24 protein-coding genes and 2 pseudogenes are annotated in these 24,046 nt (G+C 70.3%); 7 read left to right on the top strand and 19 right to left on the bottom strand.

Annotated elements, in window-relative coordinates; translation table 11 throughout:
• The first annotated feature begins 243 nt into the window (after nucleotides 1-243).
• The 3 genes from AB0C75_RS03575 to AB0C75_RS03565 are packed head-to-tail and all read left to right on the top strand — an operon-like array spanning nucleotide 244 to nucleotide 2,526.
• The gene (locus AB0C75_RS03575; RefSeq protein WP_362886661.1) at nucleotides 244-1,059 is read left to right on the top strand and encodes a YceI family protein; all 816 of its coding nucleotides are present in this window, start codon (nucleotides 244-246) and stop codon (nucleotides 1,057-1,059) included.
• Nucleotides 1,060-1,099: 40 nt separating this feature from the next.
• A complete protein-coding gene (locus AB0C75_RS03570) occupies nucleotides 1,100-1,570 on the top strand; it encodes a PPOX class F420-dependent oxidoreductase (RefSeq protein WP_362886659.1) in 471 nt (156 codons plus the stop codon).
• 8 nt (nucleotides 1,571-1,578) lie between these two features.
• On the top strand, nucleotides 1,579-2,526 hold the full coding sequence (locus AB0C75_RS03565) for a D-2-hydroxyacid dehydrogenase (protein ID WP_362886657.1): 948 nt from the start codon (nucleotides 1,579-1,581) through the stop codon (nucleotides 2,524-2,526).
• Nucleotides 2,527-2,571: 45 nt separating this feature from the next.
• Here AB0C75_RS03565 and AB0C75_RS03560 read toward each other — a convergent pair whose 3' ends face one another.
• The 8 genes and pseudogenes from AB0C75_RS03560 to AB0C75_RS03525 form a co-directional block, all read right to left on the bottom strand.
• Entirely contained in the window at nucleotides 2,572-3,345 is a 774-nt protein-coding gene (locus AB0C75_RS03560; protein WP_362886655.1) for a TetR/AcrR family transcriptional regulator, read from the bottom strand.
• 67 nt (nucleotides 3,346-3,412) lie between these two features.
• Nucleotides 3,413-4,915, bottom strand: a complete 1,503-nt coding sequence (locus tag AB0C75_RS03555) for an MFS transporter (RefSeq protein WP_362886653.1) — start codon at nucleotides 4,913-4,915, stop codon at nucleotides 3,413-3,415.
• 173 nt (nucleotides 4,916-5,088) lie between these two features.
• Nucleotides 5,089-7,059: pseudogene (locus tag AB0C75_RS03550) on the bottom strand (glycosyltransferase family 39 protein); the annotation flags it as partial.
• Nucleotide 7,060: 1 nt separating this feature from the next.
• Nucleotides 7,061-7,795: pseudogene (locus AB0C75_RS03545) on the bottom strand (dolichyl-phosphate beta-glucosyltransferase); the annotation flags it as partial.
• A gap of 111 nt (nucleotides 7,796-7,906) precedes the next feature.
• Nucleotides 7,907-9,496 carry a HAMP domain-containing sensor histidine kinase gene (locus tag AB0C75_RS03540; protein WP_362886651.1) on the bottom strand — a complete coding sequence of 530 codons (1,590 nt, stop codon included), beginning with the start codon at nucleotides 9,494-9,496 and terminating at the stop codon, nucleotides 7,907-7,909.
• Between the two features lie 37 nt (nucleotides 9,497-9,533).
• The gene (locus tag AB0C75_RS03535; protein ID WP_362886649.1) at nucleotides 9,534-10,271 is read right to left on the bottom strand and encodes a response regulator transcription factor; all 738 of its coding nucleotides are present in this window, start codon (nucleotides 10,269-10,271) and stop codon (nucleotides 9,534-9,536) included.
• A gap of 170 nt (nucleotides 10,272-10,441) precedes the next feature.
• A complete protein-coding gene (locus tag AB0C75_RS03530) occupies nucleotides 10,442-11,323 on the bottom strand; it encodes an amidohydrolase family protein (RefSeq protein WP_362886647.1) in 882 nt (293 codons plus the stop codon).
• A gap of 131 nt (nucleotides 11,324-11,454) precedes the next feature.
• Entirely contained in the window at nucleotides 11,455-12,342 is an 888-nt protein-coding gene (locus AB0C75_RS03525; RefSeq protein WP_362886645.1) for a DUF2797 domain-containing protein, read from the bottom strand.
• 116 nt (nucleotides 12,343-12,458) lie between these two features.
• Here AB0C75_RS03525 and AB0C75_RS03520 point away from each other — a divergent pair, with 116 nt between their 5' ends.
• Nucleotides 12,459-13,403 carry an RNA polymerase sigma-70 factor gene (locus tag AB0C75_RS03520; protein WP_362886643.1) on the top strand — a complete coding sequence of 315 codons (945 nt, stop codon included), beginning with the start codon at nucleotides 12,459-12,461 and terminating at the stop codon, nucleotides 13,401-13,403.
• A gap of 105 nt (nucleotides 13,404-13,508) precedes the next feature.
• Nucleotides 13,509-14,705: an FAD-dependent oxidoreductase gene (locus AB0C75_RS03515; protein ID WP_362886641.1), complete on the top strand. Its 1,197-nt coding sequence runs from the start codon at nucleotides 13,509-13,511 to the stop codon at nucleotides 14,703-14,705.
• A gap of 331 nt (nucleotides 14,706-15,036) precedes the next feature.
• Here AB0C75_RS03515 and AB0C75_RS03510 read toward each other — a convergent pair whose 3' ends face one another.
• Both AB0C75_RS03510 and AB0C75_RS03505 read right to left on the bottom strand, forming a co-directional pair.
• Nucleotides 15,037-15,192, bottom strand: coding sequence for a hypothetical protein (locus AB0C75_RS03510; RefSeq protein WP_362886639.1), 156 nt, complete (start codon nucleotides 15,190-15,192; stop codon nucleotides 15,037-15,039).
• A 108-nt stretch (nucleotides 15,193-15,300) separates the two neighbouring features.
• On the bottom strand, nucleotides 15,301-15,498 hold the full coding sequence (locus AB0C75_RS03505; RefSeq protein ID WP_362886637.1) for a hypothetical protein: 198 nt from the start codon (nucleotides 15,496-15,498) through the stop codon (nucleotides 15,301-15,303).
• A gap of 170 nt (nucleotides 15,499-15,668) precedes the next feature.
• Between AB0C75_RS03505 and AB0C75_RS03500 the strand changes: the two genes are divergently transcribed.
• Nucleotides 15,669-16,604: a LuxR C-terminal-related transcriptional regulator gene (locus AB0C75_RS03500; protein WP_362886636.1), complete on the top strand. Its 936-nt coding sequence runs from the start codon at nucleotides 15,669-15,671 to the stop codon at nucleotides 16,602-16,604.
• A 113-nt stretch (nucleotides 16,605-16,717) separates the two neighbouring features.
• Nucleotides 16,718-16,975, top strand: a complete 258-nt coding sequence (locus AB0C75_RS03495) for a helix-turn-helix transcriptional regulator (RefSeq protein WP_362886634.1) — start codon at nucleotides 16,718-16,720, stop codon at nucleotides 16,973-16,975.
• 30 nt (nucleotides 16,976-17,005) lie between these two features.
• Here the strand turns inward: AB0C75_RS03495 and AB0C75_RS03490 are convergent, their stop codons facing one another.
• The 9 genes from AB0C75_RS03490 to AB0C75_RS03450 all read right to left on the bottom strand — a co-directional run bounded on the left by AB0C75_RS03490 (nucleotide 17,006) and on the right by AB0C75_RS03450 (nucleotide 24,043).
• Nucleotides 17,006-17,551 (bottom strand): NUDIX domain-containing protein, encoded by a 546-nt coding sequence (locus AB0C75_RS03490; RefSeq protein ID WP_362886633.1) that lies wholly within the window; start codon nucleotides 17,549-17,551, stop codon nucleotides 17,006-17,008.
• 9 nt (nucleotides 17,552-17,560) lie between these two features.
• Nucleotides 17,561-18,682 carry an adenosylhomocysteinase gene (locus AB0C75_RS03485; RefSeq protein WP_362886632.1) on the bottom strand — a complete coding sequence of 374 codons (1,122 nt, stop codon included), beginning with the start codon at nucleotides 18,680-18,682 and terminating at the stop codon, nucleotides 17,561-17,563.
• A 189-nt stretch (nucleotides 18,683-18,871) separates the two neighbouring features.
• Nucleotides 18,872-19,048: a hypothetical protein gene (locus tag AB0C75_RS03480; RefSeq protein WP_362886631.1), complete on the bottom strand. Its 177-nt coding sequence runs from the start codon at nucleotides 19,046-19,048 to the stop codon at nucleotides 18,872-18,874.
• A gap of 106 nt (nucleotides 19,049-19,154) precedes the next feature.
• Nucleotides 19,155-20,339, bottom strand: a complete 1,185-nt coding sequence (locus AB0C75_RS03475) for a helix-turn-helix transcriptional regulator (protein WP_362886630.1) — start codon at nucleotides 20,337-20,339, stop codon at nucleotides 19,155-19,157.
• Between the two features lie 162 nt (nucleotides 20,340-20,501).
• A complete protein-coding gene (locus AB0C75_RS03470; protein ID WP_362886629.1) occupies nucleotides 20,502-20,765 on the bottom strand; it encodes a hypothetical protein in 264 nt (87 codons plus the stop codon).
• A gap of 3 nt (nucleotides 20,766-20,768) precedes the next feature.
• Nucleotides 20,769-21,026: a hypothetical protein gene (locus tag AB0C75_RS03465; protein ID WP_362886628.1), complete on the bottom strand. Its 258-nt coding sequence runs from the start codon at nucleotides 21,024-21,026 to the stop codon at nucleotides 20,769-20,771.
• A gap of 10 nt (nucleotides 21,027-21,036) precedes the next feature.
• Nucleotides 21,037-21,819, bottom strand: coding sequence for an N-acetylmuramoyl-L-alanine amidase (locus tag AB0C75_RS03460; protein ID WP_362886627.1), 783 nt, complete (start codon nucleotides 21,817-21,819; stop codon nucleotides 21,037-21,039).
• 78 nt (nucleotides 21,820-21,897) lie between these two features.
• Entirely contained in the window at nucleotides 21,898-23,103 is a 1,206-nt protein-coding gene (locus tag AB0C75_RS03455) for a hypothetical protein (protein ID WP_362886626.1), read from the bottom strand.
• Between the two features lies 1 nt (nucleotide 23,104).
• On the bottom strand, nucleotides 23,105-24,043 hold the full coding sequence (locus AB0C75_RS03450) for a hypothetical protein (protein WP_362886624.1): 939 nt from the start codon (nucleotides 24,041-24,043) through the stop codon (nucleotides 23,105-23,107).
• Between the last annotated feature and the right edge of the window lie 3 nt (nucleotides 24,044-24,046).

Genomic DNA, 24,046 nt, shown 5'->3' with positions numbered 1-24,046 from the left:
GCCCCGGGGCCCGACTTAGACCGACCGGCAAATGGCGGGCGGGTGAAGGAGCGGGGCTGGGTGCGTGCAGCTGCAAGGCGGAGGATTGAGCCATGGCGGAGCCATGGTGATTGACGACAACGCCGCAGATGCGCGTGCCCGGCCCCGCGACGCCGCCCGCCATTTGCCGGTCGGTCTTACGAGACCGCCCGGTCGGTCTGAGTCGCTGCTTCACGAGTGATTTGAGCAAGGAGAGAACACGGGATGGGACTTCGCGCACAGGTACGTACGCGGGACGGCTGGGCGGTCCAGCACGCCGTCGTGACGGTGACCGACATGACGGGCACCCAGGTGCTCCGGGCCTCCGCCGACGAGGACGGGGCCGTCCGCACCGGCGATCTCCTGCCGGCCGGCGCGTACACGGTGATCGTCACGGCGGTGGGTTACGCCCCCGCCGCGTCCACCGCACTCGTCACGGCCAGCGGCCGGGTCGAGGCCGGGACCGTGGTGCTGGCCCGGCAGGGCGGCGTGGAACTGCCGCCTCCGGGAACCTGGTCACTCGACCCGGTGCACTCGTCGGTGGCCGCGGTCGCCCAGCACCTGGGGATCTCCAGCGTGCACGGCCGGTTCACGGAATTCGGGGGCCGTATCGAGATCGCCGAGGACGTCCACAACTCCCGGGTGGAGGCCTTCATCGCCTCCTCCAGCATCGACACGGGCAACGCCACGCGGGACAAGCACCTCTGCTCGGCGGACTTCCTCGACGTGGAGACGTTCCCTGAGCTCACCTACAGCTCCCGTGGACTGACCCCGGCCGGGCCCGACCGCTGGACGGTGCACGGCGTGCTCACGATGCACGGGATCGCGCGCGACGTGGACCTCGACCTCAGCTACCTGGGCACCGGACCCGACCCGTGGGGCGGAGTGCGGGCGGCCTTCCACGCCACGGCGGAGCTGCGCCGCGACGACTTCGCCATGAACTACAACCAGGTGCTGCAGGCGGGCATCTCCGCGATCGGCACGACCCTGCGCGTGGAACTCGACATCCAGGCGGTCCAGGGCGAATCCCTCCCGGGATAGGCCGAGCGGGGAAGGCCCCGGGGGTCCTAGGGTTGGCCGTATGGCACCCAACATCGCGACCAACACCGCCGTGGAACTCGCAGAGCTGCTGGACTTCGTGCGGCCCAGGCACCGGGCGATCCTGCTGACCACCCGGTCCGACGGCCGCCCCCAGGGCTCCCCCCTCACCTGCGGCGTCGACGACCTGGGGCGGATCGTGGTCTCGACCTACCCCGAACGGGCCAAGACCCGTAACGCCAAGCGGGACGAGCGGGTGAGCCTGATCGTCCTGTCGGACGAGTGGAACGGCCCCTGGGTCCAGGTCGACGGGTCGGCCGAGGTCATCGACGCACCGGATTCGGTCGAGCCCCTCGTCGAGTACTTCCGCAACATCTCCGGTGAGCACCCGGACTGGGACGAGTACCGGGCGGCGATGCTCAAGCAGGGAAAGTCCATCATCCGGGTCACTCCGGAGCGCTGGAGCCCGATCGCCACCGGTGGCTTCCCCGCCCGTCTGGCCGACGGCAGTTGAACATACCGGTGTCACCTCTCCACCCGGGCCCGCTCGCGCGGGCCCGGCTGCTGACCTCCCCGTCGGTGGCCCCCGATGTGATCCACGGGCTGGAACGGATCACCGGGCGTCCGGCGGACCCCGCGCCCGCCACCGCGCCCGACGCGCCCTTCGTGTACGTCGGGGACGTGCTGCCCGAAGCGCTGCGGACCCCGGACCTGTTGTGGTTCCACAGCGTCAGCGCGGGTACGGACGCACTGCTCGCCGCCGGACCCTGGCCCGAAGGGGCCCTGCTGACACGGACCGTGGGGCGGATGGGCGAGCGGATCGCCCAGTACACGCTGGCCTGGATGCTCGCCGAATGCCAGTCCGTCCCGGAGCACACCGCACAGCACTCCAGGTCCGAGTGGCGCCGCCTGCCGTCCGAACTCATCGCCGGGCAGACCGCCGTCATCCACGGCACGGGCCGCATCGGCTCCGCGGTCGCCGGCCTGCTGCGGGCCTGTTCGGTACGTACGGTCGGCGTGAGCCGCACCCCTCGCGACGTACCCGCCGGCTTCGAACGGGTGGTCCTGGCCGGCTCCCGGGAGGAGACGGCGGAGCTGGCGCAGGCCCGGTGGGTGGTCTCCACCCTGCCCCTGACCGACGCCACGGAGCTGTTCTTCGACGAGGCCAGGTTCTCCGCGATGCGGGGCGCCGGCTTCGTCAACGTGGGCCGGGGCGCGACCGTGGACATGGCGGCCCTGGAGGCCGCGCTGCACAGCGGGGCGGTCCGCCGCGCCGTGCTCGACGTGCTGCCCGACGAGCCCGCGGGCCCCGGCGACCGGGCCTGGCGGCTGCCGCGCACGGTGATCACGTCGCACTCGGCCGGCATCACCGCCGACGAGGATGTCGTCGCCGACTTCGCGACCTGCTGGGAGGCGTTCGCCGAGGGGCGTACGCCCGCGCTCGCCGTGGACACCCGGCGCGGCTACTGAACACCCGACCGGACGCGGGCACCCGACCGGACGCGGGGCCGCCGCCTACGCGCGGCGTGCCTCGCGTTCGCACGTCGCCTCGATGCCCGCGATCAGGAGGTCGAGCGCGAACGTGAAGTCCCGCTCGCGCATCTCCTCCACCGTCGCCCCGCCGCGCGCGTCCATCAGCTCCTCCGACGGCCGCATGGCCCGATGGGCCTCGGGGTCCGCGCGGATCGTGCCCATCGCCCGCTCGACGTACTCGTCCTGGGTGAGCCCGGCCTGTACCGTGCGCTGCACGAAGTGACCCTCGGTGGTGCCGAATCCGTAGACGAACTGGAAGACGGCCGCCATCGCGCCCGTCCGGCGTTCGAGGGGCAGCCCGGTGGCCCGGATGACGTCCTGGACGGCGTACGAGAACAGCATCGCGTGCGGGCCGATGTTCAGGAAGCTGCCGATGAGGGCCGCCACCCAGGGGTGACGGACGAACATTTTCCGGTAGCTGGTGGCCAGTTCACGCAGCCGGTCGCGCCAGTCGGCGTCCTCCGACGTGGCCGGGACCTCGCCGAAGACGGTGTCCAGCGCGAGTTCCAGCAGGTCGTCCTTGGTGTCGACGTACCAGTACAGGGACATCGCCGTGACATCGAGCTCGGCGGCGAGGCGCCGCATGGAGAACTTCGCGAGACCGTCGGCGTCCAGCAGCCGGACACTCGCCGCGGTGATCCTTTCCACGTCGAGGCCGGCCGGCTGATCCGTCCTGCGGGTGCGCGTCGGTGTCCGCCGCTCCAGCCACACACTGACCCGGGAAGGCTTCTTCGCACGGTCTGCCGCGGACCCCATGGCGCACACTCCTTGTCTTACGGTGGCACTCCTGCGTACGGGCGCGCCCCTTCCGATGCTATGCCCGTCACCTGCCCTTCCCGGTCCGCTCCGCACGCCTCAGGAGGATCGCGGCCAGCAGTCCTCCTGCCAGGACGGCCGCCGCGCCGACCAGTTGGCTGGTCTCCAGGCCCGAGGCGAAGGCGTCCGTGACACGCTCACGCTCCGCCGCCCCGTCGGCGGCGGCGAGCGCGGCGGGCAGGGACACGGCCCCGGCCACACCCGGTACGAGCGCGGCGAACCGGGAGTTCAGTACGGCTCCGAGCACGGCGACCCCGAGCCCGTTGCCGAACTCGGCGAGTGTGCCGTTGACTCCGGCGCCGACGCCGGCCTTCTCCGGCGGGATGGCGCTCATGATCGCGTTGGCCATCGCAGGCATGGCGATGGCCACCCCCGCGCCCATGACGACCAGGCCGAACAGCATGCCGTCGTAGCCCCGCCCGCCCAGCAGCGCGATCGCCGCGAGGCCGGCGGCCAGCAGGCTCATCCCGGTGGCGATGACCACGGGCGTCCCCAGCTTCCCCACGAGGCGGGCGCCGAGCCCCGTGAGGTTGAGCGCGACGACGGTGAGGGCGAGCGGAGCCGTGCGCAGCCCCGCATCGAGCGGCTCGTAGCCGAGGACGAACTGCAGGTGCTGGGTGAGCAGGAAGAGCGAACCCGTCATCCCGAACGCGACCAGGATCGCGCCCGCGACGGCGCCGGTGAACCTCTGGTCGCGGAAGAAGCGCATGTCCAGCATCGGGTTCGGGACATGGAGTTCCCACAGGGCGAAGCCGGTGAGTACGGCGGCCCCGGCGAACGCGGACAGCAGAACCGGGCCTGAGCCCCAGCCGTGTTCGGGCCCCGAGATGATCGCGTACACGGCGGACGCCATGCCGAGGGTCGAGAGCAGCGCACCGACCAGGTCGGGGCGGGCGCCGTCCGGATTCCTGGACTCGGGGACGAGCCGGACGACCGCGATCAGGCCGATGGCCGCCACGGGGATGTTGATCAGGAAGATCGCACCCCACCAGAAGTGGTTCAGCATCGCCCCGCCGATCAGCGGACCGGCCGCGAACCCGAGGGAACTGACGGTGGACCAGATGCCGATCGCCTTGACGCGCTCGGTCTCGTCGAAGATCTGGACGACCACGGCGAGTGTGGTCGTCATCAGGAGCGCGCCTCCGACCCCCATCCCGGCGCGGGCGGCGATCAGCTGTCCCGAGGACTGCGCGAGCCCCGCGGCCAGCGAGCCGACACCGAACAGCGCGAGACCGGCGACCAGCATCTTCTTACGGCCGTAGCGGTCGGCGGAGCTTCCCGCGGTGAGCAGGAGTCCCGACTGGACGAGCGAGTAGGCGTTGATCATCCACTGCACATCGGCGGTGGATGCGTGCAGATCCGCGGTGAGGGAGGGGATCGCGACGTTCAGGACGGTGTTGTCGAGCAGCACGGTGAGCTGGGCGAGGCAGATGACTCCGAGGATCACCCAGCGCCGGGCATGGGCGCTGCGGGGGACGGGGTCGCGTCGCTCGGGGGCGGTCGCCGTCATGGGGACTCCTGGTTCCGGGCACTTGTACGGTGTACGGGAGAGGTTCCTGTACACCGTAAGGCATCCCCTGTACGCCGTACAACAGCACGCGAGAGGGCGGTGGCCCCGGAGCAGATGCTCCGGGGCCACCGCCCCTCGGGTCCCGCCGCGCCGCTTTCAGCCTGTCGGGCTGGTCAGCTCGTCGGCCGGGTCAGGTCGTAGAACGTCGCGCTACCCACGGTGACCTCCTTGAAGCTGTCCTCCACCCACGTCGAGATCCGGGAGGAGGTGCCGTCGTCGCCACCCATGCCCCCGCCGCCCATGCCGCCCGAGATGAAGTAGTGGATCTTCCCGTCCTCCACGTACTTCTTGAACTGGGCGAGCGTCGGGGACGGGTCGCTGCCGTTGAAGCCGCCGATAGCCATCACCGGGTCACCGGTGGCGAGTTGGTAGCTCGCGGCGTTCTGCGAGCCGATGGCGGCGGCGCTCCAGGTGTAGGCGTCGGCGTTCTGCTTCAGCAGCGTCTTCGCCCCGGAGTCCACGGAGGCGCCGTCGAGCAGACCGCCCATGCCGCCACCACCGCCGCCCATGCCGCCTTCGGCGTTGCCGCCACCGGGCGTGCCGCCCTGCCGGCCGCCGACGGTCCGGCCCTTGCCCTGACCACCCTGGCCCGTGCCCTGGCCCGGGGTGCCCCCGCCGGGGAAGCCGCCGCCCTGCGCGTTGCCGGGTTCCTGGCCGCCGCCCTGCTGTGTGCCCTGGCCGGGAGGCCGCATCCCGCCGCCAGGACCACCGCCCTCACCGCCTCCGCCGGGACCACCGCCCGGGGCACCACCGGGACCGCCCATGCTCGCGCCCGAAGGGCCGGCGGTGACGATCGAACCCTGGTGCCCGGTGTTCAGCGTGCTGATCGTGTACGCCGTCGGCCCGGCCAGCGACGCCGCGAGGCCCAGGCCCGCCACGCCCAGCGCGAGCGGCCGGCCCAGCCGTGCCGCGAACAGCAGCCCCACGGCGCCCGCCAGGCCGCCGATCAGAACGGCCCAGCGCAGCCACGGGAAGTAGTCGGGCGTGCGCCCGAGCAGGACGTACGACCAGACGGCCGTCGCCGCGACGGTCGCACCGAGCGCGGTGCCCGCCCACCACTTGGCCCGTTCCTCCCAGAGGACCGTGGCGCCCATGCCGACCAGCGCCGCGATGTAGGGCGCCAGGGCCACCGTGTAGTACTGGTGGAAGATCCCGGCCATGAGGCTGAAGACCAGAGCCGTCATCAGCAGCGAACCGCCCCAGGCGAGGAACGCCGCACGGGCCGTGTCGGTCCGCTTCGCCCGCCAGGTCAGCCAGATGCCCGCGACCAGCAGGATCAGCGCGGCGGGCAGCAGCCACGAGATCTGGCCGCCGATCTCGGAGTTGAACATCCGGCCGAGGCCGGTCTCACCCCAGCCGCCGCCCTGGCCGCCACCACCGCCGCCACCGCCGCCACCGCCACCGACGCTGCCGGTCTCCTCGCCGTTGATCCGGCCGAGTCCGTTGTAGCCGAAGGTCAGCTCCAGGAAGGAGTTGTCCTGCGAACCGCCGATGTACGGACGCGAGGACGCGGGCCACAGCTCGACGATCGCCACCCACCAGCCGCCGGCGACGATCATCGCCAGCGCGGACAGACCGAGCTGGCCGAACCGCTTCCGCACGGACACCGGCGCGAACACCGCGTACAGCACGGCCAGCGGCGGCAGGATCAGAAACGCCTGCAGGGTCTTCGACAGGAACGCGAGACCCACCGCGACACCCGCCCAGACCAGCCACTTCGTACGGCCGCCCTCGATCGCGCGCAGCACGCAGTAGACGGTGACGGTCATCAGGAGCGCGAGCAGCGCGTCCGGGTTGTTGAAGCGGAACATCAGCGCGGCGACCGGGGTCAGCGCGAAGACCGCCATCGTGATCAGCCCGGCGCCCGCACTGAACCGGCGGCGTACGGCGGCGTAGAGCACACCGGCCGTGGCGACGCCCATCAGGACCTGCGGTGCGAGGACCGCCCAGGAGTTCAGGCCGAAGATCCGCACCGACAGGGCCATCGGCCAGAGGGTGGCCGGCGGCTTGTCGACGGTGATCGCGTTCGCGGAGTCCAGCGAGCCGAAGAAGAAGGCCTTCCAGCTCTGACTGCCGGCCTGGACCGGTGGCGGTCTTCACGATGTGCACGGTGGAGTCCGGGTCGTCGACCCAGTCGACCGGCACCTCGTGGATGCGCAGCCCGGCCCGCTCAGCGAGCACCAGCATCTCGGTGTCGAAGAACCAGCCGGTGTCCTCGACCATCGGCAGCAGCCGCTGCGCGACCTCACGCCGTATGGCCTTGAAGCCGCACTGGGCGTCGCTGAACCTGGCGGCCAGCGAGGAGCGCAGGATGAGGTTGTAGGCCCGCGAGATGAACTCCCGCTTCGATCCCCTCACCACGCGCGAACTGCGCGCCAGGCGGGAGCCGATGGCCAGGTCGGAGTGGCCGGAGATCAGCGGGGCGACCAGCGGCAGCAGGGCGTTGAGGTCGGTCGAGAGGTCGACGTCCATGTAGGCGAGTACCGGGGAGTCCGAGTGGGACCAGACGGTCCGCAGCGCCCGGCCCCGGCCCTTCTCCTCCAGCCGGTACGAACGCACCTCGGGGACGAGGTCCGCGAGCCCGGCCGCCACCTGGGGCGTACGGTCGGTGCTCGCGTTGTCCGCCACGGTGATCCGGAAGCCGTAGGGGAACGTACGCGCCAGATGGTCGTGCAGGCGCAGCACGCACGTTTCGAGGTCCTTCTCCTCGTTGTACACGGGGATCACGATGTCGAGTACGGGAGCGCCGGCTGCGCCGACCGCTGTGGCCAGGAGATGGTCCCGGGCCGGCAGGGTGCTCCAGGGAGTGTCGGTTCGCATGACACCGACACTCGCCAACCGCGCTGTCACGTCCGTGTGCTGAGCCTGTGGTCGGCCTGTGAGTGCACCACGGAAGCGTCGCCGGGTGTATTTCCCCGGTTCATGGGCGTGTCATGAGGCCGTTCCCCGGGGTGCCGTAGAGGTTCTCCGGCCCTCCCCCGTGGACCGCGGGACGTTCTCCGGCCCTCCCCCGTGGACCGCGTCGGCCGGCAGATGGACCGCGAACACCGTGTCGCCCGGCACCGAACGCACCTCGGCCAGCCCTCCGTGGGCGGAGACGACGGCCTGCACGATGGCAAGCCCGAGCCCCGTCGACCCGGCGTGCCGGGAGCGCGAGGCGTCACCGCGCGCGAACCGTTCGAAGACCCGTGGCTGTAGCTCGGCCGGGATGCCCGGCCCGTTGTCCTGGACCTCCAGGGTCACCCAGGGCAGATCCCTGCGCGCCTGACGGAGACGGACCGTGACCGTGGTGCCCGGCGGGGTGTGCGTGCGGGCGTTGGCGAGCAGGTTGACCAGCACCTGCTGGATCCTGGTCGGTTCGGCCGACACCGTCGTGGGCACCTCGGGCAGTTCGAGCCGCCAGTGATGGGTGGCTCCGGACGTGCCGTCGGGGGTCCGGTCCGCGACGCGCGCATCGCTCACCGCGTCGATGACGAGCGGCGAGAGGTCGGTGCTCTCGTACGAGAGCGGGCGCCCGGCGTCGAGACGTGCCAGGAGAAGGAGATCCTCGACCATGCCCGTCATCCGTTCCGCCTCGGACTCGATCCGTCCCAGGGCGTGCCGGGTGTCGGGGCCTGTGCTCTCCCGTCCCCTGCGCGTCAGTTCGGCGTACCCGCGGATCGAGGCGAGCGGTGTGCGCAGCTCGTGGCTGGCGTCCGCGACGAACTGCCGTACCCGCGTCTCGCTCTTCTGCCGGGCCTCAAGGGCCGAACCGACGTGGCCCAGCATCCTGTTGAGTGCCGCGCCGACCTGGCCGACCTCCGTACGAGGATCGGCCTCGGCCTCCGGGACGCGTTCGAGGAGGGCGACCTCGCCGCTGTGCAGCGGGAGTTCGGAGACCCGTGTCGCTGTGGCGGCCACCCTGCGCAGCGGGCGCAGGGCGACACCGACCATCGCCGCACCGGCGATACCGGCGGCGATGAGACCGGCCCCGGTGACACAGACCTCCACGACGATCAGAGTGTTGACGGCCTTGTCCACCTCGGCCGTGGGAATGCCGACCAGCACGGACGTGCCGTCGCCGGACGGGGCGACCTGTACGCGATAGCCGCCGAGCCCGGGGAGCTCGACGTCATGCGCTTCGCCGTCCGGGGCCACGTCGGCGGCTGCGAGGGCGTTCGCCTGCGCGCCGGTCAGCTCCTCGGCACTCTGCCTGGCGTCCGGACCCTTGATCACCTTCGAGCTGGTGACGGACCCGCCGGAGACCACAGCGCCGAACGTGTCGAGCGTGCCCCTGCCTATGAAGGCCAGCGGATCCTCGGCATTGGCCTCAGGGCCGCCCCGGTCGATCTTGCCGCTGCCCGGCGGAGGCTCCTTGGCCAGCATGGCGATGTCGTGCAGCTGGCTGTCCAGCTTCCCGTCCATGTAGCTCTGGAAGGCGATCGCGGTGACCGACCCGATCACGGCCGCGACGACCGCGATGAGCGTCACCGCGTGGACGACGAGCCGGGTACGCAGGGTCCAGGGGCGGCGCGCGCTCATACGGCTACGCGTGCTCGTACGGCTACTCACCCGGCTGCTACTCACCCGGCTTGATGAGGTATCCCGCCCCACGCCGGGTGTGGATCATCGGGGTGCGGCCCGCGTCGATCTTCTTGCGCAGGTAGGAGATGTACAGCTCGACGACATTGGCCTGGCCGCCGAAGTCGTAGTTCCACACCCGGTCGAGGATCTGCGCCTTGCTGAGCACCCGGCGCGGATTGCGCATCAGGAAGCGCAGCAGCTCGAACTCGGTCGCCGTGAGGTGGATGGAGTCATCGCCCCGGCTCACCTCGTGGCTGTCCTCGTCCAGCACCAGGTCACCGACGACGAGCGTCGACTCGCTGCGGACCGTGGCGGTGCCCGAGCGCCGGATCAGCCCGCGCAGCCGCGCCACGACCTCCTCCAGGCTGAACGGCTTGGTGACGTAGTCGTCGCCACCCGCCGTGAGCCCGGCGATCCGGTCCTCCACCGCGTCCCGCGCTGTCAGGAACAGCACCGGCACATCGTTCAGCTCCCGCCGCAGCCGGCCGAGCACGGCAAGACCGTCCATGTCGGGGAGCATCACATCGAGGATCACCGCGTCGGGGCGGAAGTCACGCGCCGTACGGACAGCACCCGCGCCGTCCCCCGCGCTGCGCACCTCCCAGCCCTCGTAGCGCAGGGCCATGGAGAGCAGCTCGGCAAGCGGAGCTTCGTCGTCCACGACCAGTACGCGGATGGGGTTGCGGTCGGGCCTGAGCAGTTCTGTACGCCCCAGGGGCGAGGTCGTCGTCATGGCTCAAGCCTGTGAGACGGCCGTGAGAGAGAGCTTTCGCCTACCTGTGAATTTCCTGAGAATCGCGTCGGTGGAGACGTCGGTGGAGGTTCGAGGTGCCGGTTACGGTCGCGTCAAGGCCGGTGGGGGCGGTCGTAGGCGTCCGCAAGTACCGGGCCCATTCTGGGGGCCTACCCGAACAGCCGGCTCGCGTTGTCGTGGCAGACCGCTCGCAGCCACGCGTCACCGAGCCCCAGCCGTTCGAGGGCGTGCAGCTGGTGGGCGTACGGATACGGAATGTTCGGGAAGTCCGTGCCGAGCAGGATCCGGTCCCCCAGATCGGCGAGACGCCCGCGCAGGCCGGCCGGGAACGGCATGAAACTCTCGGCGAAGTCGGTGAACGCCACGGTCGTGTCGAGCCGCACCTCGGGATGCGCCGCCGCCAGCGCGAGGAATTCCGCATACTCCGGCATCCCCATGTGCGCCACCACCAGCTTCAGCCGGGGATGGCGGGACAGCACCCGGCCGATCGGCCCTGGACCCGTGCAGGCACCTGGCGCGGGCCCGGAACCGCAGTGCGCGACCACCGGGATCCCGGCCTCCGCCAGCAGTCCCCACACGGGATCCAGCAGCGGATCGTTCGGGTCGTAGGCCCCCACCTGGATGTGCGCCTTGAAGACGCGCGCCCCCGCCTCGACCGCCTCACGCACATAGGCCCCCGCGTCCTCCTCAGGGAAGAACGTCGCGGTGTGCAGACAGTCCGGGACCCGCGCGGCGAAGTCCGCCGCCCAGCCGTTCAGCCAGGCCGCCATGCCGGCCTTGTGCGGGTACAGCATCGAGGTGAACCGGAGCACGCCGAAGGAGCGCAGCAGCGCGAGGCGCTCATCCTCGTCCCGCCGGTAGGTGATCGGCCACTCGAGCCCGGTCAGCGGGCCCGCAGAGTCGAAGTACGCCCACACCTTGTCGAGCACGCGCTCGGGCATGAAGTGTGTGTGGACGTCGATGATCCCGGGCAGCCCGAGTCGCTGCCAGAACCGCACGACATCATCACGGTCGCGCTCGTCGCCGCTCATCCGCCCCACCTGTCTCGTCTGCCCCCGCCCGTCTCACATGCCGCGTACGCCTTGCATGCCGCGTAGGCCTCGTACGCCTTGCACGCCTCGCACGTCTCATGCGGCACCGGGAACGCTCTCCGGCGACGATCTCAGAACAGCCCGTCCTGCACTCCACCGGCCCCCAGGGCCACGACCGGCACACCGACTCCCGCCCGCGCGTCGGCGGCCACCAGGTCCCATCCGGGGAGGAGCCGGGTGTCCAGCACCACGATCCCCGCGTCACCGGCCTCCAGATGCAGATCGGGCCCGGCCGCCGCCACCAGCCGCCCGGCGACCACACCGCCGTCCACCAGGCCGGTCACCACCCGTGCCGCCGGCCCGGCACCGTCGAGGCCGAACACCCCGGCGTGGTCGATCGCGTCGAACGGCAGCCGCTCCAGCGCCTCCGGCCAGCCGGCACCCTCCAGGGCGGCGGCCCGCCGGTACAGCTCCTCGATCTCGGCGGCCCGTTCCGCCGCCCCCGGCAGCTCGCCCCGCGCCGCGCGCTTGCGCGCGTACGGGATCCGGTCGGGCACCCCGAGCGCCGAGCGCAGCAGCTCCTCCGTGCGCCGCGCGGCCATCAGCGGGCCGCGCCCCAGCCAGCTGAACACCACGGCCCCCTGCTCACGCAGCCGCGCCGCGTCCCGCGCCTCCCCGGTGATCCCGACCTTGACCATGCCAGGACCGAACCAGGCCAGATAGACCCGGTACGTACGCGGGTCGTCGGCGATCGTGTCGGCGGCCACCGAATGCGCCCGGTCAAGGCGTGCGCACTCCGGGCACCGCGCCCCCGTGCTCCGTACGGGCACCACGGCCGCGACCGGGCACGGGGTGCCACGCGCCCCCACGCAGTGCCGCGCCCCCTCGGCCCGGAACCCGAGCTCCTTCCCGTACGCCAGGACACTGGCCCGCCCCTGCCCGGCCCCGTCGCTCCGCACCCAGCCGAGCACGGGCCCGTCGTGGGGCCAGCGAAGCCCGGTGCACCGCCAGCCGCCCATGCCACCCCTTGCCCGTGCCCTTGCCGATGCCCGTGCCGGAACTCGGAAGTCGAAGACACCACTCTCGCTCAGACGCCGGGGCGAACGGCTGCCGCCCCGGCGCTAGGATCCGGGCCATGGCTCCGACCGCGAACGACATGGACCGGTTCGAGACCTTCATGCCCCGCCTGAAGGCCATCGCCTACCGCCTCCTCGGCTCCGCGAGCGATGCCGAGGACGCCGTACAGGACACGTTCCTGCGCTGGCAGGCAGCCGAGACGGACCGTATCGAGGTCCCGGAGGCGTGGCTGACGAAGGTCCTCACCAACCTCTGCCTCAACCAGCTCACCTCGGCCCGCGCCCGGCGCGAGACGTATGTGGGCCAGTGGCTGCCGGAGCCGCTGCTCGCCGGGGACCCGATGCTCGGCCCCGCCGACACCGTCGAGCAGCGCGAATCCGTGTCGTACGCCATGCTCCGCCTGATGGAGCGCCTCTCCCCCGACGAGCGCGTGGTGTACGTGCTGCGGGAGGCCTTCGACTACCCGCACCGGAAGATCGCGAAGATCCTCGACATCACCGAGGCGGGCTGCCAGCAGATCTTCCACCGCGCCAAGAAGCACATGGCGGACGGCAGGTCCCGCACGGAGATCGACGAGGCCGCGGCCCGGCGGATCGTCGAGGAGTTCCTCGCGGCCGCCACCAGCGGCCGCACCGAGCCGCTCGTACGCCTGCTCACCGACGACGCCGTCTCGATCGGCGACGGCGGCGGGAAGGTCCCGGCCCGCACCAAGGCGTTCGAGGGCGCCGTCGCGGTCGCGAAGTTCATGCGGGGCCTCTTCAAGCCCGGCAAGGCCAAGCGGCTCATCGTCGGCGGCTCCCCCGAGGTGTACATCTCGAGCGCCAACCACGCCCCCGCCGTCCTGGTGGTACTCGACGGCCGGGTCATCGGTGTCATGTGCCTGGACATCACGGCCGAGGGCATCACCGCGGTCCTCAACCAGGCCAACCCCGACAAGCTCGAACGCGCGACCCGGCGGTGGGAGGCCTCCGACCACGGAGAACCCCTGTTCAACGCCTTCTGACCGCACCTCCAGCTGCGATGTGACCTGCTTCACACCACATCCCTGTCAGGAAACGACGGGCTGCCCGGTTCAAGGGACGAAGCCGCGCGAGACAGGAGCCAGGAAATGAAGCATCGCATCATCGTTCTCGGAGCCGGATACTCCGGAGCCATCGCCGCCGGCCGCCTCGCCAAGAGGCTGCGCCGCGAGGATGTCACCATCACCCTCGTCACCGCCGAGCCCGACTTCGTCGAGCGGGTGAGGATGCACCAGCTGGCGGTCGGCCAGGAGCTCAGGCCCCGGCCCTTCGACAAGATGTTCGCGGGCACGGGCGTCGACCTCAGGCTCGCGAAGGTCACCTCGGTCGACGTCGACCGAAGGACTGTCGCCGTCATCGACGCGAACGGCGCCGACGAGCTGGAGTACGACAGCCTCGTCTACGCCCTCGGCAGCGGCTGGAACAGCCAGGGCGTCCCCGGAACCGCCGAGCACGCCCACGAGATCGCCGGCCGCCCCGGAGCACTCCGGCTCCGCGAGCGCCTGGCGGGCCTGGAAGCCGGACAGCCCGTGGTCGTCATCGGCGGCGGCCTCACCGGTCTGGAGGCCGCGACCGAGATCGCCGAGACCCGCCCGGACCTCGACGTCGCCCTCGCCGTACGCGGCGGGCTCGGCGAGACGCTCTCGCCCAAGGGCCGCAACCACCTGCGCAAGGTCTTCGGCAAGCTCGGCATCACCGTCCACGAACACACCGACGTCACAGGCGTGGAGGCCGACCACGTCACCACCGCCGACGGCACGGCCGTCCCGTCCGCCGCCACCGTCTGGACCACCGGCTTCGCGGTCCACCCGATCGCGGATGCCACCGCCCTGGAGGTCAACGGCACGGGTCAGATCGTGGTCGACGGGGCCATGCGCTCGGTCTCGCACCCGGACGTGTACGCCATCGGCGACGCGGCCATGGTGATGGGCCCAGGCGACAAGCCGCTGCGGATGTCGTGCGCCTCGGGCATCCCCACCGCATGGCAGGCCGCAGACGCCATCGCGGCGGCCCTGACCGGCGGGAAACCGCCGAACACACCGCTGCGCTACTTCAACCAGTGCATCTCCCTGGGCCGCAAGGAAGGCCTGATCCAGTACGTCACCGCCGACGACCGCGCCGTCGAACGAGCTCTGACAGGCCGGTTCGCCGCGTTCTACAAGGAAGTGGTCTGCAAGGGCGCGGCCTGGGGCGTCGCCAACCCGACACTGGGCCTCCCGACCAGGCGCCGCCCCGTCGTACGAACCCAGCCCCAGCAAGCCTCCCCCGTCCCGGAGTCGGCCTGACACACCTCGCGCCCGAGGCCCGCAGCACCGGCACGCACCCGGCCCCGGGCCCCAACTCGGGCCCCGCACACCGACATACGCGAGAGGCCCCCAGGACTTCTCCTGGGGGCCTCTGGCCTGCTGTGCACTCGGCAGGATTCGAACCTGCAACCTTCTGATCCGTAGTTGTATGACGGCCGTCCATGGTGTCCATACAGTCCAGGAGTGAGGCTCTAAGGCCATGCGGAGCGGCCTGATTCCCACCGCTCTCGCGCAGTCTGTGAGACGAGTGTGAGAAAACGTGAGGGGCCGACCCGCTGGGGCGGCCCCTCCACAAGAGGGCTGGGAGCAGTCACGGTACCGGGCTGTCCCTGTCGAGGGCGCCCGCTATTCGGGCGGCCGCGATCTCTGCTCGTAGCGACTCGATCTGACGCCGCACGCCCCGGCCGAGCAGGAGAATCGCGACGATTCCCACGACGATGAGAACTCCGAGTGCCACCGTGATCATGTTGCTGCCTCTCCCCGTTCTTGGTTCTGTACTACGGCCTGGTGGACGGTGACGTCTGCCAGACCTGCCCCGGCCGCTCAGTCTCGGCCGGCGGGCCCTGCCCGCGTGCTACCCCCAGCCGAGATCGCTGGGCAGTGCGGCAGAAGTAGGAGACGGAGCGGCACCGGGCCCGGCTGCGCCCGGCTCGAGCTCCTCGGTGACGGTGCGCGTCGAGGTGGCGCTGCCCTCGTCGGCGATGGCGGGGATGGCGGGGATGGCAAGCACGGCAGCCAGTGCGGCGCCGACAGCCAGGATGCGGATTCTCATCGGGATCCTCCATGCGGATATGCCTCGAACAACTGTCCGAGTCACTTGCAGTGAGGTCATGGTTACATGTGATTGACAGGTGAACCAAGGGACCTGTCGTGCCAGAATCGGCACCTGCGCGAAGTGGCATCAGTAACACATGGGGGGTTGTACGGATGTTGAGTAAAACTTTGCGGCCGACCGAGATCGCCGCCTACCAGTCCATCGCAGCCGGCGAGCACCCCGAGTCCTCCCTGGCCACTGACAGGCTCGCAGCGCTCGGGCTGGTGGAGCGCCGACCGCACGACGGGGCATGGGTCGCGCACGACCCTCGCGCCGCCGCTCAGAGCCTCATGGGGGACGCCCTCGCAGAGTTCCGCGAGCTGGTGGCACGCATGCACGAGATCCCCACCCTTGCCGCACTGGCAGTCGACTACGACCCGCATCGGATGTACGGAGGGCCGGCCTCTGAGTTCCTGGCGACTCGGGACTCGATGAACGGGCGCATCGGGGACGTGTCGGCCGCCGCCTCCACGTCCGTACTCACCGCACAGCCGGGAGCACCGGCAGACCGTGACCCCCGCGTCGTCGCCCTCGGGGCGCAGCGCATCATCGAAACGCTCAGCGCGGGCGCCGAAGTGCGGAGCCTCTACACCAGCGCAGCCGTAAGCCACAGCCAGACCGCCGCGTACGTAGGGGAGATCATCTCTGCCGGAGCAGAGGTGCGCACTCTGTCCGGCAGGTTCCCCCGCATGATGATCGTGGACAGCCGTCATCTGTTCGTGGAGAACCACATCATCACCGGGGCCGACAACGATGCGGGCTGGCATGTCACCGACCGCGGCTGTGTCGCCTGGGCGGAGACCGTGTTCGGAACCCTGTGGGACCGGGCAACCCGCTGGAGCGGCCCCGGGCTGGACGCGAACGTCGTGACGACCGGCCGCCAGCGGCAGATCTTGGTGGAGCTCGAGGCGGGATACACCAAGCAGCAGGCCGCGAAGCGTCTGGAGATCAGCGAGCGCACCGTGACCGGGGAACTGTCCGCGCTCCGTCGGGCGCTGACCATGCGGACGCTCTATCAGGTGATGGCGTGGTGGGCGACCAGCCTGGACCGGGATCTGCCGTAGCACCTGCCCCCCCCCATCTCTGATCTTGCTGGGTCGCAGCGCGCAGCACAAGATCCAAAAATGCAGCTAGGTAGCTGCTGACTTCAGCCTAGGCAGGCCACAGCGTTTGTCGAGTGCCGCGCCAAGATCATCCGCCCTGGCTCCTCAACGAGCGTCGACGCCTCGGCGTCCAGATACGGGAGAGGCGCATGCGGCAAAACTTCACTCAGGAGGAACTCGCGGAACGCGCCGGCGTTTCTCGAGACACTGTCCAACGCATTGAGCGCGCCGCCAACAACCCTCGGCTGACCGATCTGCTCCAGATCGCCCGGGCGCTCGAGGTCCCGCTGGCTGAACTTGTACGGGACCGAACGGAGCCCCCGGCCGCCTGAGGGGGACAGGCGGCCGGGGGCGGTCGATGGCTACACCATGGCGGTCAGCACTCGGCTGCGCAGAGGCTCGGTGACGAGCATGTCGGCGAACTGCCAGGACGCCGCAGTGACCTCTTCCTCCTGGAGAACGAAGTCATCCGCCGTGGTGTGGAACATGAAGCGGAAGTCAAAGTGGAGGTGTTCCTCCTCCTGCTTCGCGGGGTTCGCCGGGATAATGTGCGCGTCGATGTGCAGCGGGAGATCCATGCTCAGCGTCACCTGGTCGGCGGTGATGCCGGTCTCCTCCGTTAGCTCACGCAGCGCCGCCCCGACGAGCGTCTCGTCCTGGGGCTCTACGTGGCCGCCGGGCAGTAGCCACTTCGAGAGCGCACGGTGCTCGATGGTCAGGACCCGACCGTCGGGGCGGTGGAGCACGGCGCCGGCGGTGACGTGGCCGCGGAACTCCTTGCGCGAAGTGATTCCGTCGCCCGCCCTGTCGAGGACTTGGAGCAGCGAGGAGAGCGGCTCGGCGTCCTCGGGGTGCTGGACGAGGTACGCATCGAGCGTCTCGCGGATGTGGTGGGCAGTGATGGGCATGGGGGCTCCTTAGCGGTTGAAGTAGCTCAGCCAGGTGGACGCGATGGTGGCCCGGTCGGTGGGAGCCACCTCGTGCATACCGTCTCCCAGCGCGCCGTGCGCGAGCATGCGGATGCTCGCCAGGATCTCCGCCTGGATGAGGAAGATGAACGGGCCGACGCTGGCGCCGTGCAGGAAGTTGACGGCGTTGCCCCCGTTCAGCAGGTAGAAGTAGTGGCCGGTGGTCTGGTAGCGGGTCACGTGGTCGCCGGACGGTGTGCGGGTATAGACGTCGGGCAGGCCGTCCAGGTCGAGCTCGTCTTCCGACGACGTAACTGTGGCGACGTAGGCGCCGTTACGGAGTGCGGAGAAGTCCTCGCTGCGCAGGGAGACCGAGCCGGTGGCGCACAGGACCAGACCGGCGCCTTGCAGTGCTGCGTCCCGGTCCCGTGCCACCGTGAAACCCTGTGAGAGCGCCTGTGTGCGCCGCACAGGGTCGATGTCGTACACAGTGACCTGGACACCCTTGGCGTGCAGCAGGCGGGCGATGCTCGATCCGAGCTTGCCGAACCCCATGACGAGGGCGGGGCGGCCGTGCAGGATGTCACCGCGCGCCCGCATGAGGGCCTCTGTGGAGAACACGACGGACTGGCCGACGAGGAAGTCCTCGGGGTCCTTCAGCGGCGACCGGGCTACGGACACGACGGGGCAAGGGAGCTTCTCGATCCCGGCGTACCGGCGGTGGCCGTTCTCGGTGTCCTCGACCACGCCCAGGATGCGCCCGGAGAAACGGTCACAGATCGCATCGAGGCTGGGCGCGAAGTACCCGCCAACGTCCAGGAGCACGAGCTCCTCGCCGGCCGCGCGCGACTCAAGGAAGTCGACCGCCGCGTCCGGGTCAGTGAACAGTTCGCGGGAGAGAACGGCGCACTGGGTGATCTTCTCCACCGCGCGCTGGGCCGACGCGTCAATCGACTTCGGCTTGGGGAGGACGGCCCGCAGCTGGGTGGCGGCTGCCACTGCTCGCACGAAACTGGGGCGCTCCGGTAACAGGTGGGTGATGAGCAGGGACGCGACCACCTCCGAGGGGCGGAATTGGGTGTTGATCCGGGCGAAGTACGCGTCGAGCCGGGCGTTTTCGAACGCTTCCATGGGCGTCGCCTTTCGGGTCTCAAGCGCGGGTGCGATGGCAGGGGCAGGCGCAGCGGCTCACTTCGATGGGGCGCTCCCACGCGGGCGCGCCCGGTAGCCGTAGCTCGCGCGGCCCGGAGCATTCGCTGTGCTCGCCGATGCGGCAGGCAGGAGCGAGCGTCTCTCTGGACGGCGCAGACGGTGCGGTCTTCACGGCTGCGGCTGTGCGGGCGGGATGGGTGATGCGGAGGCGCAGCGTGGGCACTTACAGGCGGCCCACGCGGAGACCGGCTCGACGTGGGCCAGAGGGGCGACCTCGATCTCCGGCCGCACGACGTGTCTGTTTCCGTCGCGGTCGACCGCGTACACCTTCAATGTCATTGCCATGGTCGACACTCCATGTCGTCACTGACTGGTGACCACATGGTGAACCCACGTAAAGGCCCCAACTACCATCACTTGGTGGTAGTTGGGGCCAAGGATTGACTCAACGTTAGGCGCCCAGCCAGGAGCCGTAGGAGAGGAACGAATCCGGCAACTGGCGCTTCGCCGCCTCCAGCCCCGCGTACGTCTCCCGAACCGTCTGGTGATAGCGCGCCTGCTGCGGAGCGGTCCTCCTCGCCCGCAGCAGATTGGCAAACGCATCGTCGAGCTGCCCGCTCCACATCTGCGCCCGCGCAAGCTCTGCGAAGTGGTGTGATTTCCTCGAGGCCGGCCACGTCTTCGGCATGGCCACGGCCCGGCCGATCTGTGCGGCCTGCCCATACTCGTCCAGTTCAGCGAGGACGCTGACCCGGTGGACCGCTACGTTCGTCGGACCGAACGACAGCCAGTGCACATCCGACGCGTCCCCGGTAGCGGCCGCGATCCGGTCCGCTTCGGCGAGGTGCCCCTCGGCACGACCGCGGTCCTGCGCCCTCCCAGCCACGACCGCGGCCCCGAGATGCAGCTGCCCCGTGACGACGTCCCGTTCTCGGCCGGCGTCCGCCTGCTCCAGCGCGGACAGGCCGACGTGTACCAGACGCTGCCCAGTTCGGTACTGCCCGGCCCGCAGGTACGTGAGCCCTCGCATATAGCGGCTCATCGCCCCGACCACCGCGGACGATGCGCGCTGCGCCGCCCAGTCCATGCGGGCCAGGGCGATCGCGGCGAGGTCCGGATGCCCGAGCTTCGACGTGACGTCGTACGCGGTGCGGTAGTACGACGCGAGGACCGACCACCCTTGCGTCGTGTTCTCGAGGTGTGCCGCGGTCGTCTGCTCGAGGATCAGCCCCGGGAGCTGGCTGGCGACGCGCTTGATCTCACCGGCGCGGACCGCGACGAGGAGGCCCTGCGCGTCGTCATCGAGGAGGCGGCCCGGCCGGGGCGAGATCTCTGGGTCCGGCCCGAGGTCGTACACATCGAGCGCCTCGCGGATCGGCTGGATCAGAACGTCCAGCTCATCCGCGCGGAGCTCCGTGGTGTACGGCTGGCCGGTGACGGTGGCCACCTCGACACGCAGCGCGCGGGCCACGGCGGCAATGAGCCGCGGGGACGCGGGCAACGTGCCTTGCTCGGTCTTCGTGAGGGTGGAGTACGGGACTTGGGCCAGGTCGCACAGGGCCCGTTGGGTGAGGTGGCGCTCGAGGCGCAGGCGCTTGATGCGCGCGCCGGTGTGGTCATGGGGCAGAGCATGCATACTGAACTCCGTTCTGACTCGACACCAGAACGGTACCCCCGGTCGGCTCCGGAGGTACCTCCGAAGACCCCACCCCCCATGGCGGTGGGGTCTTCGCGCACCCGGACACGACGAAAGGCCCCCGCCCAACCCCGAGAAGGGGCCGGACAGGGAGCGTTCGTTTCAGCGGATCAGGAACTGTGCGAGGAGTCCGGTGCCGGCGCCGATGGCAGCGGCGCCGCCAGCAGCCCGCCACACGGTGGCCTCCAGCGAACGGAGGCGTGCCTCATGGTCGGCGACGTCACCGCGGATGTCCTTGGTCTCGTTCAGAACCTCGTCGAGCTTGAGCTCGATGCGGTCCACCGTTCTGGCCAGGTCCCGCACCTCCTGGTACGTCTGCCCGTTGCTGATGTAGACGCCGGAGTCAGGCGGTTGTGGCGTCGCCACTGGCTACACCCCCTTGGCGAGGGAGGCGCTGTTGGTGACGTCACGCCACCGGGCGACCAAGCCCTTGATCAGGGCGAGGGCGGCACCCACACCACCGGACGCTGCGGCGTACCACATGCTGCCGTCCAGCGGCTGCGTGACGACGATGCCCGCGATGGCGGCCTGGAGGAATGTGGAGAGGACGCGTTCCACGAGGTCACGCCCGTAGGACGCGGCGCCCTTGATCACGGTCTGTGTCGAGGGCAGGGGGAAGTCAGTCATGGCGGTGTCCTTACTTCTTGGGAAGCTTGAGCTTCTGGCCGACGGCGAGCGTGTCGGTCTTCAGGCCGTTGAGGGTCTTGATCTCGGTGTAGCGGGAGCCGTTGCCGAGCTTCGCCGTGGCGATCGACCACAGGGTGTCGCCCTTGACCACGGTGTACGTGGCGGTCGTGCCGCCGCGGGACCACGACGCGGCGTGCTCCAGGCGCTCAGCGACACGGCGCCGGATGCCGCCCATGCTGACGCCGCGCGGGTCGATCTTCCCCGGCTGCCATTCGAGGTGACCGATGACCGAGGTGGTGCCGTCCTTGCCCCAGCCGTGCGCACGGACCAGCGCGGCCGACGCGCGGACCATCGCCTCGACCTGGACGTCGGGCCACGGGTCCTTCCCGTCGCCGAGGTTCTCGCACTCGAAGCCGTAGAAGCGGGCGTTGCCGTCGGTGTTCGCCTCGTTGTCCGCGGGCAGGGACCGTTCGGCGATGACCGCGGCCAGCACGTCGTCATCGCCAAGGCCGGCATGGTTCGCCCGCCCGTAGCCGACGAGGTGCACCGTCCCGTCCTTCGCGATCATCCCGTGACACAGCGGACCGGGCAGGCCGGCGTATCCGTCGCGCACGATCTTCACGGTGTTCGCGGTGCCCTTCGTGACGGTGTGGTGGATCATCACCCCGTGCACCGGGCCCCACGCCCCGTGGCCGGCACGGTTGTGGGTGCGCCAGTTGCCGACCTCGACAACGCGGACGCCCTCGGCCTTCAGCGCGGCAAGGAACTTCGCGGCGGTAAGTGGTGTGGCCATGCGGTATCTCCAGACATGCGAGGAGCCCCGGCCGTTGCGGCTCGGGGCTCGGTGGTGGGTGGTGGGTGGTGGTCAGGGTCAGACGATCGCGGCCCAGTAGCAGGTCTGCGTCTCAGCGAACGACGCGGACGTGAGCGTCCCGGTGGTGGGCAGGCTCGTGTACGACGTGGACGTGGACTGCAGCCACCGGTGAACACCGGACGTGGACACCCCGACAGCACCGGAGGTGGTTTCCGAGCCGGTCCAGTTCGTGGCCGCCAGGTACGGAGCCGACGTCGTGGACGTCCCCCGGAACAGAATCGCCACGTAGTAGTAGCCAGCCGACAGGGACACCGCCGACGTGAGGTTGATCCGCGCGATCTGCCCGCCCACGTTATGGACCTCGGGGAGCTGCGCCATCTGGTTCGTTGTCGCCGACAGCCGTGTGAACTCCGAGTCGTAGATCCCGAAGTACGCGTTCGTCAAGGTCGTCGCCGACTTGTTGTAGCCCATCACGTGGATCGCGACCTGCGACACAGACTTCGCCTGACGGAGCGGGACACCGATCAGGTAGAGGCGCTGCGCCTCGCTCGGCGCGTCGCCCGGGGTGCGGCTGCTGGCATGCAGGTCATAGGCCCAACCGGACAGCCCGTAGTCGGAGGGGAGCCAGACCCCCGGGGCGACCGGTGCGGCCGGGAGTTGCTCGGCAGGGACCTGCCCCGTGCCGTCAAGGGACGCGACACCGTTCGTCGCACCCCGCGCCGTCGCCGCGAGCGCGCCCACGTCGTCCGCGGTCAGTACGACCTCGCCGGTCTGCCCGTTGACGGACTCCACATCACCCGACCCCGCCGGCCCTTCCGGCCCGGTGAGGTTCGTCTGCAGTGACCACGCTGTCCCGTTGTAGGAGTACAGGTCACCGCTCTCGGTGTCGACGAACAGGTCACCGTCGACAGGTGTGATCTCTGCGTCGTCCGGGCCGCCCGTCCCGAAGTGCCAGTGCGCCCCCGGGTCACCGGGTGCGCCCTTGCCCCCGGAGTGGGCGTACAGCCAGGCCCGCCGCCCGCCGCCCGCGTCCGCCCACATCCCGAACACCTCGTCAGGTCCGGAGAACCCGGGGATCTGCCCGTATTCATCGCTGGTCACGAAGGCGATGGGGTTGGCCTCGGCGTCCAGGAGGTCGGTGTACTGCTGGCCGTCGTCCTGAGCCGACCAGAACGTGACCTCGGTGTTCGCCGACACCATCCATATGCCGTCGGCCGGGGCCACGACGAAGTCTGCGACGCCGCGCCCGAAGTCGTACCGCACGTCAGCTCACCGCCCATGAGATCGACGAGCCGAGGATCGATCGGCCCGTAGGGATGTCGGGTTTCTGTGTGAGCCAGAGCTGGCCGGGTCCGTCGGTGGCCGCGGAGTGGAGTGTGGCCCGGCCGATCTGCAGCCCGCTGATGTACATGATCACGTATTGGTCTCGGGTCGGGTGCCGGTACGCGGCCGGGATCAGCACCGGCAGACGGCTCTGCACATCACCGGACAGGGCGCCGGCCGTGCGCACGAACGAGCCGAGGCGCAGATGAGCCGACCCGTCCCGCACCTGCAGTACGGATTGAGTCTGAATGCTCCACGCCGACAGGGCGCTGTCCACGTTGATCTGCCCGCTGTCCATGTACGTGTCACGCCAGCTACTGCCGTCCCACACCCGCAGGCGCTGCGTGTCCGTCGTCCAAGCCATCTCGCCCACCTCCGGGTAGAGGTTCAGGTGAGAGGCCAGGGCCGGCCGCACCCGCGTACCGACGTACAGCTCCCCGCGGGTCACGGTCACCGACGTCGCCCCGGCCGGCACAGTCACCCCGGCGAGGAGTACCTCCCAGACGCCGGTGTCGCCCGGGTCGCGGACGAGCGCCGGTGCCGGGGATCCTGCGGTGCCCTGGCGGACGGCCGCGCGGACCGTCCAGTCGGAGCGGTCCAGGCGCAGGACGATGCGGTCGGTACGCGACGACCCAGAGCTGTTCGCTGCGATGGTCAGGGTGATGTTGCTGGTCCCTGACGTCCAAGCGTGCCCGCGCACGCTCGCGGTCACGTTCGCGCGGATGGTCACGGTCAGCCCTGCCCCGGCGGTCACGACCGCGGGGTCGGTCGGTGAGCCGTACACCCCGTCGTCGGAGAACCGGGCGGCCATCATCTCGTATTCGCTGTCGGTGACAGCTCTGCCGTTGTGGTCCGGGCTGGGCCATGAGTCCTGTGCCACGGG

The organism is Streptomyces sp. NPDC048565, assembly GCF_040650935.1.
In the GTDB taxonomy this organism is placed as follows: Bacteria; Actinomycetota; Actinomycetes; order Streptomycetales; family Streptomycetaceae; genus Streptomyces.
This window is presented reverse-complemented; position numbering and strand designations above follow the sequence as displayed.

Excerpts from the sequence above, each read along its gene's own strand:
- AB0C75_RS03555 (WP_362886653.1), bottom strand. The coding sequence starts at position 4,915 with ATGACGGCGACCGCCCCCGAGCGACGCGACCCCGTCCCCCGCAGCGCC.
- AB0C75_RS03460 (WP_362886627.1), bottom strand. The coding sequence starts at position 21,819 with ATGGCCACACCACTTACCGCCGCGAAGTTCCTTGCCGCGCTGAAGGCC.
- AB0C75_RS03475 (WP_362886630.1), bottom strand. The coding sequence starts at position 20,339 with ATGCATGCTCTGCCCCATGACCACACCGGCGCGCGCATCAAGCGCCTG.
- AB0C75_RS03525 (WP_362886645.1), bottom strand. The coding sequence starts at position 12,342 with ATGGGCGGCTGGCGGTGCACCGGGCTTCGCTGGCCCCACGACGGGCCC.
- AB0C75_RS03575 (WP_362886661.1), top strand. The coding sequence starts at position 244 with ATGGGACTTCGCGCACAGGTACGTACGCGGGACGGCTGGGCGGTCCAG.
- AB0C75_RS03505 (WP_362886637.1), bottom strand. The coding sequence starts at position 15,498 with ATGAGAATCCGCATCCTGGCTGTCGGCGCCGCACTGGCTGCCGTGCTT.
- AB0C75_RS03560 (WP_362886655.1), bottom strand. The coding sequence starts at position 3,345 with ATGGGGTCCGCGGCAGACCGTGCGAAGAAGCCTTCCCGGGTCAGTGTG.
- AB0C75_RS03530 (WP_362886647.1), bottom strand. The coding sequence starts at position 11,323 with ATGAGCGGCGACGAGCGCGACCGTGATGATGTCGTGCGGTTCTGGCAG.
- AB0C75_RS03535 (WP_362886649.1), bottom strand. The coding sequence starts at position 10,271 with ATGACGACGACCTCGCCCCTGGGGCGTACAGAACTGCTCAGGCCCGAC.
- AB0C75_RS03465 (WP_362886628.1), bottom strand. The coding sequence starts at position 21,026 with ATGACTGACTTCCCCCTGCCCTCGACACAGACCGTGATCAAGGGCGCC.
- AB0C75_RS03490 (WP_362886633.1), bottom strand. The coding sequence starts at position 17,551 with ATGCCCATCACTGCCCACCACATCCGCGAGACGCTCGATGCGTACCTC.
- AB0C75_RS03570 (WP_362886659.1), top strand. The coding sequence starts at position 1,100 with ATGGCACCCAACATCGCGACCAACACCGCCGTGGAACTCGCAGAGCTG.
- AB0C75_RS03485 (WP_362886632.1), bottom strand. The coding sequence starts at position 18,682 with ATGGAAGCGTTCGAAAACGCCCGGCTCGACGCGTACTTCGCCCGGATC.
- AB0C75_RS03480 (WP_362886631.1), bottom strand. The coding sequence starts at position 19,048 with ATGGCAATGACATTGAAGGTGTACGCGGTCGACCGCGACGGAAACAGA.
- AB0C75_RS03520 (WP_362886643.1), top strand. The coding sequence starts at position 12,459 with ATGGCTCCGACCGCGAACGACATGGACCGGTTCGAGACCTTCATGCCC.
- AB0C75_RS03540 (WP_362886651.1), bottom strand. The coding sequence starts at position 9,496 with ATGAGCGCGCGCCGCCCCTGGACCCTGCGTACCCGGCTCGTCGTCCAC.
- AB0C75_RS03510 (WP_362886639.1), bottom strand. The coding sequence starts at position 15,192 with ATGATCACGGTGGCACTCGGAGTTCTCATCGTCGTGGGAATCGTCGCG.
- AB0C75_RS03515 (WP_362886641.1), top strand. The coding sequence starts at position 13,509 with ATGAAGCATCGCATCATCGTTCTCGGAGCCGGATACTCCGGAGCCATC.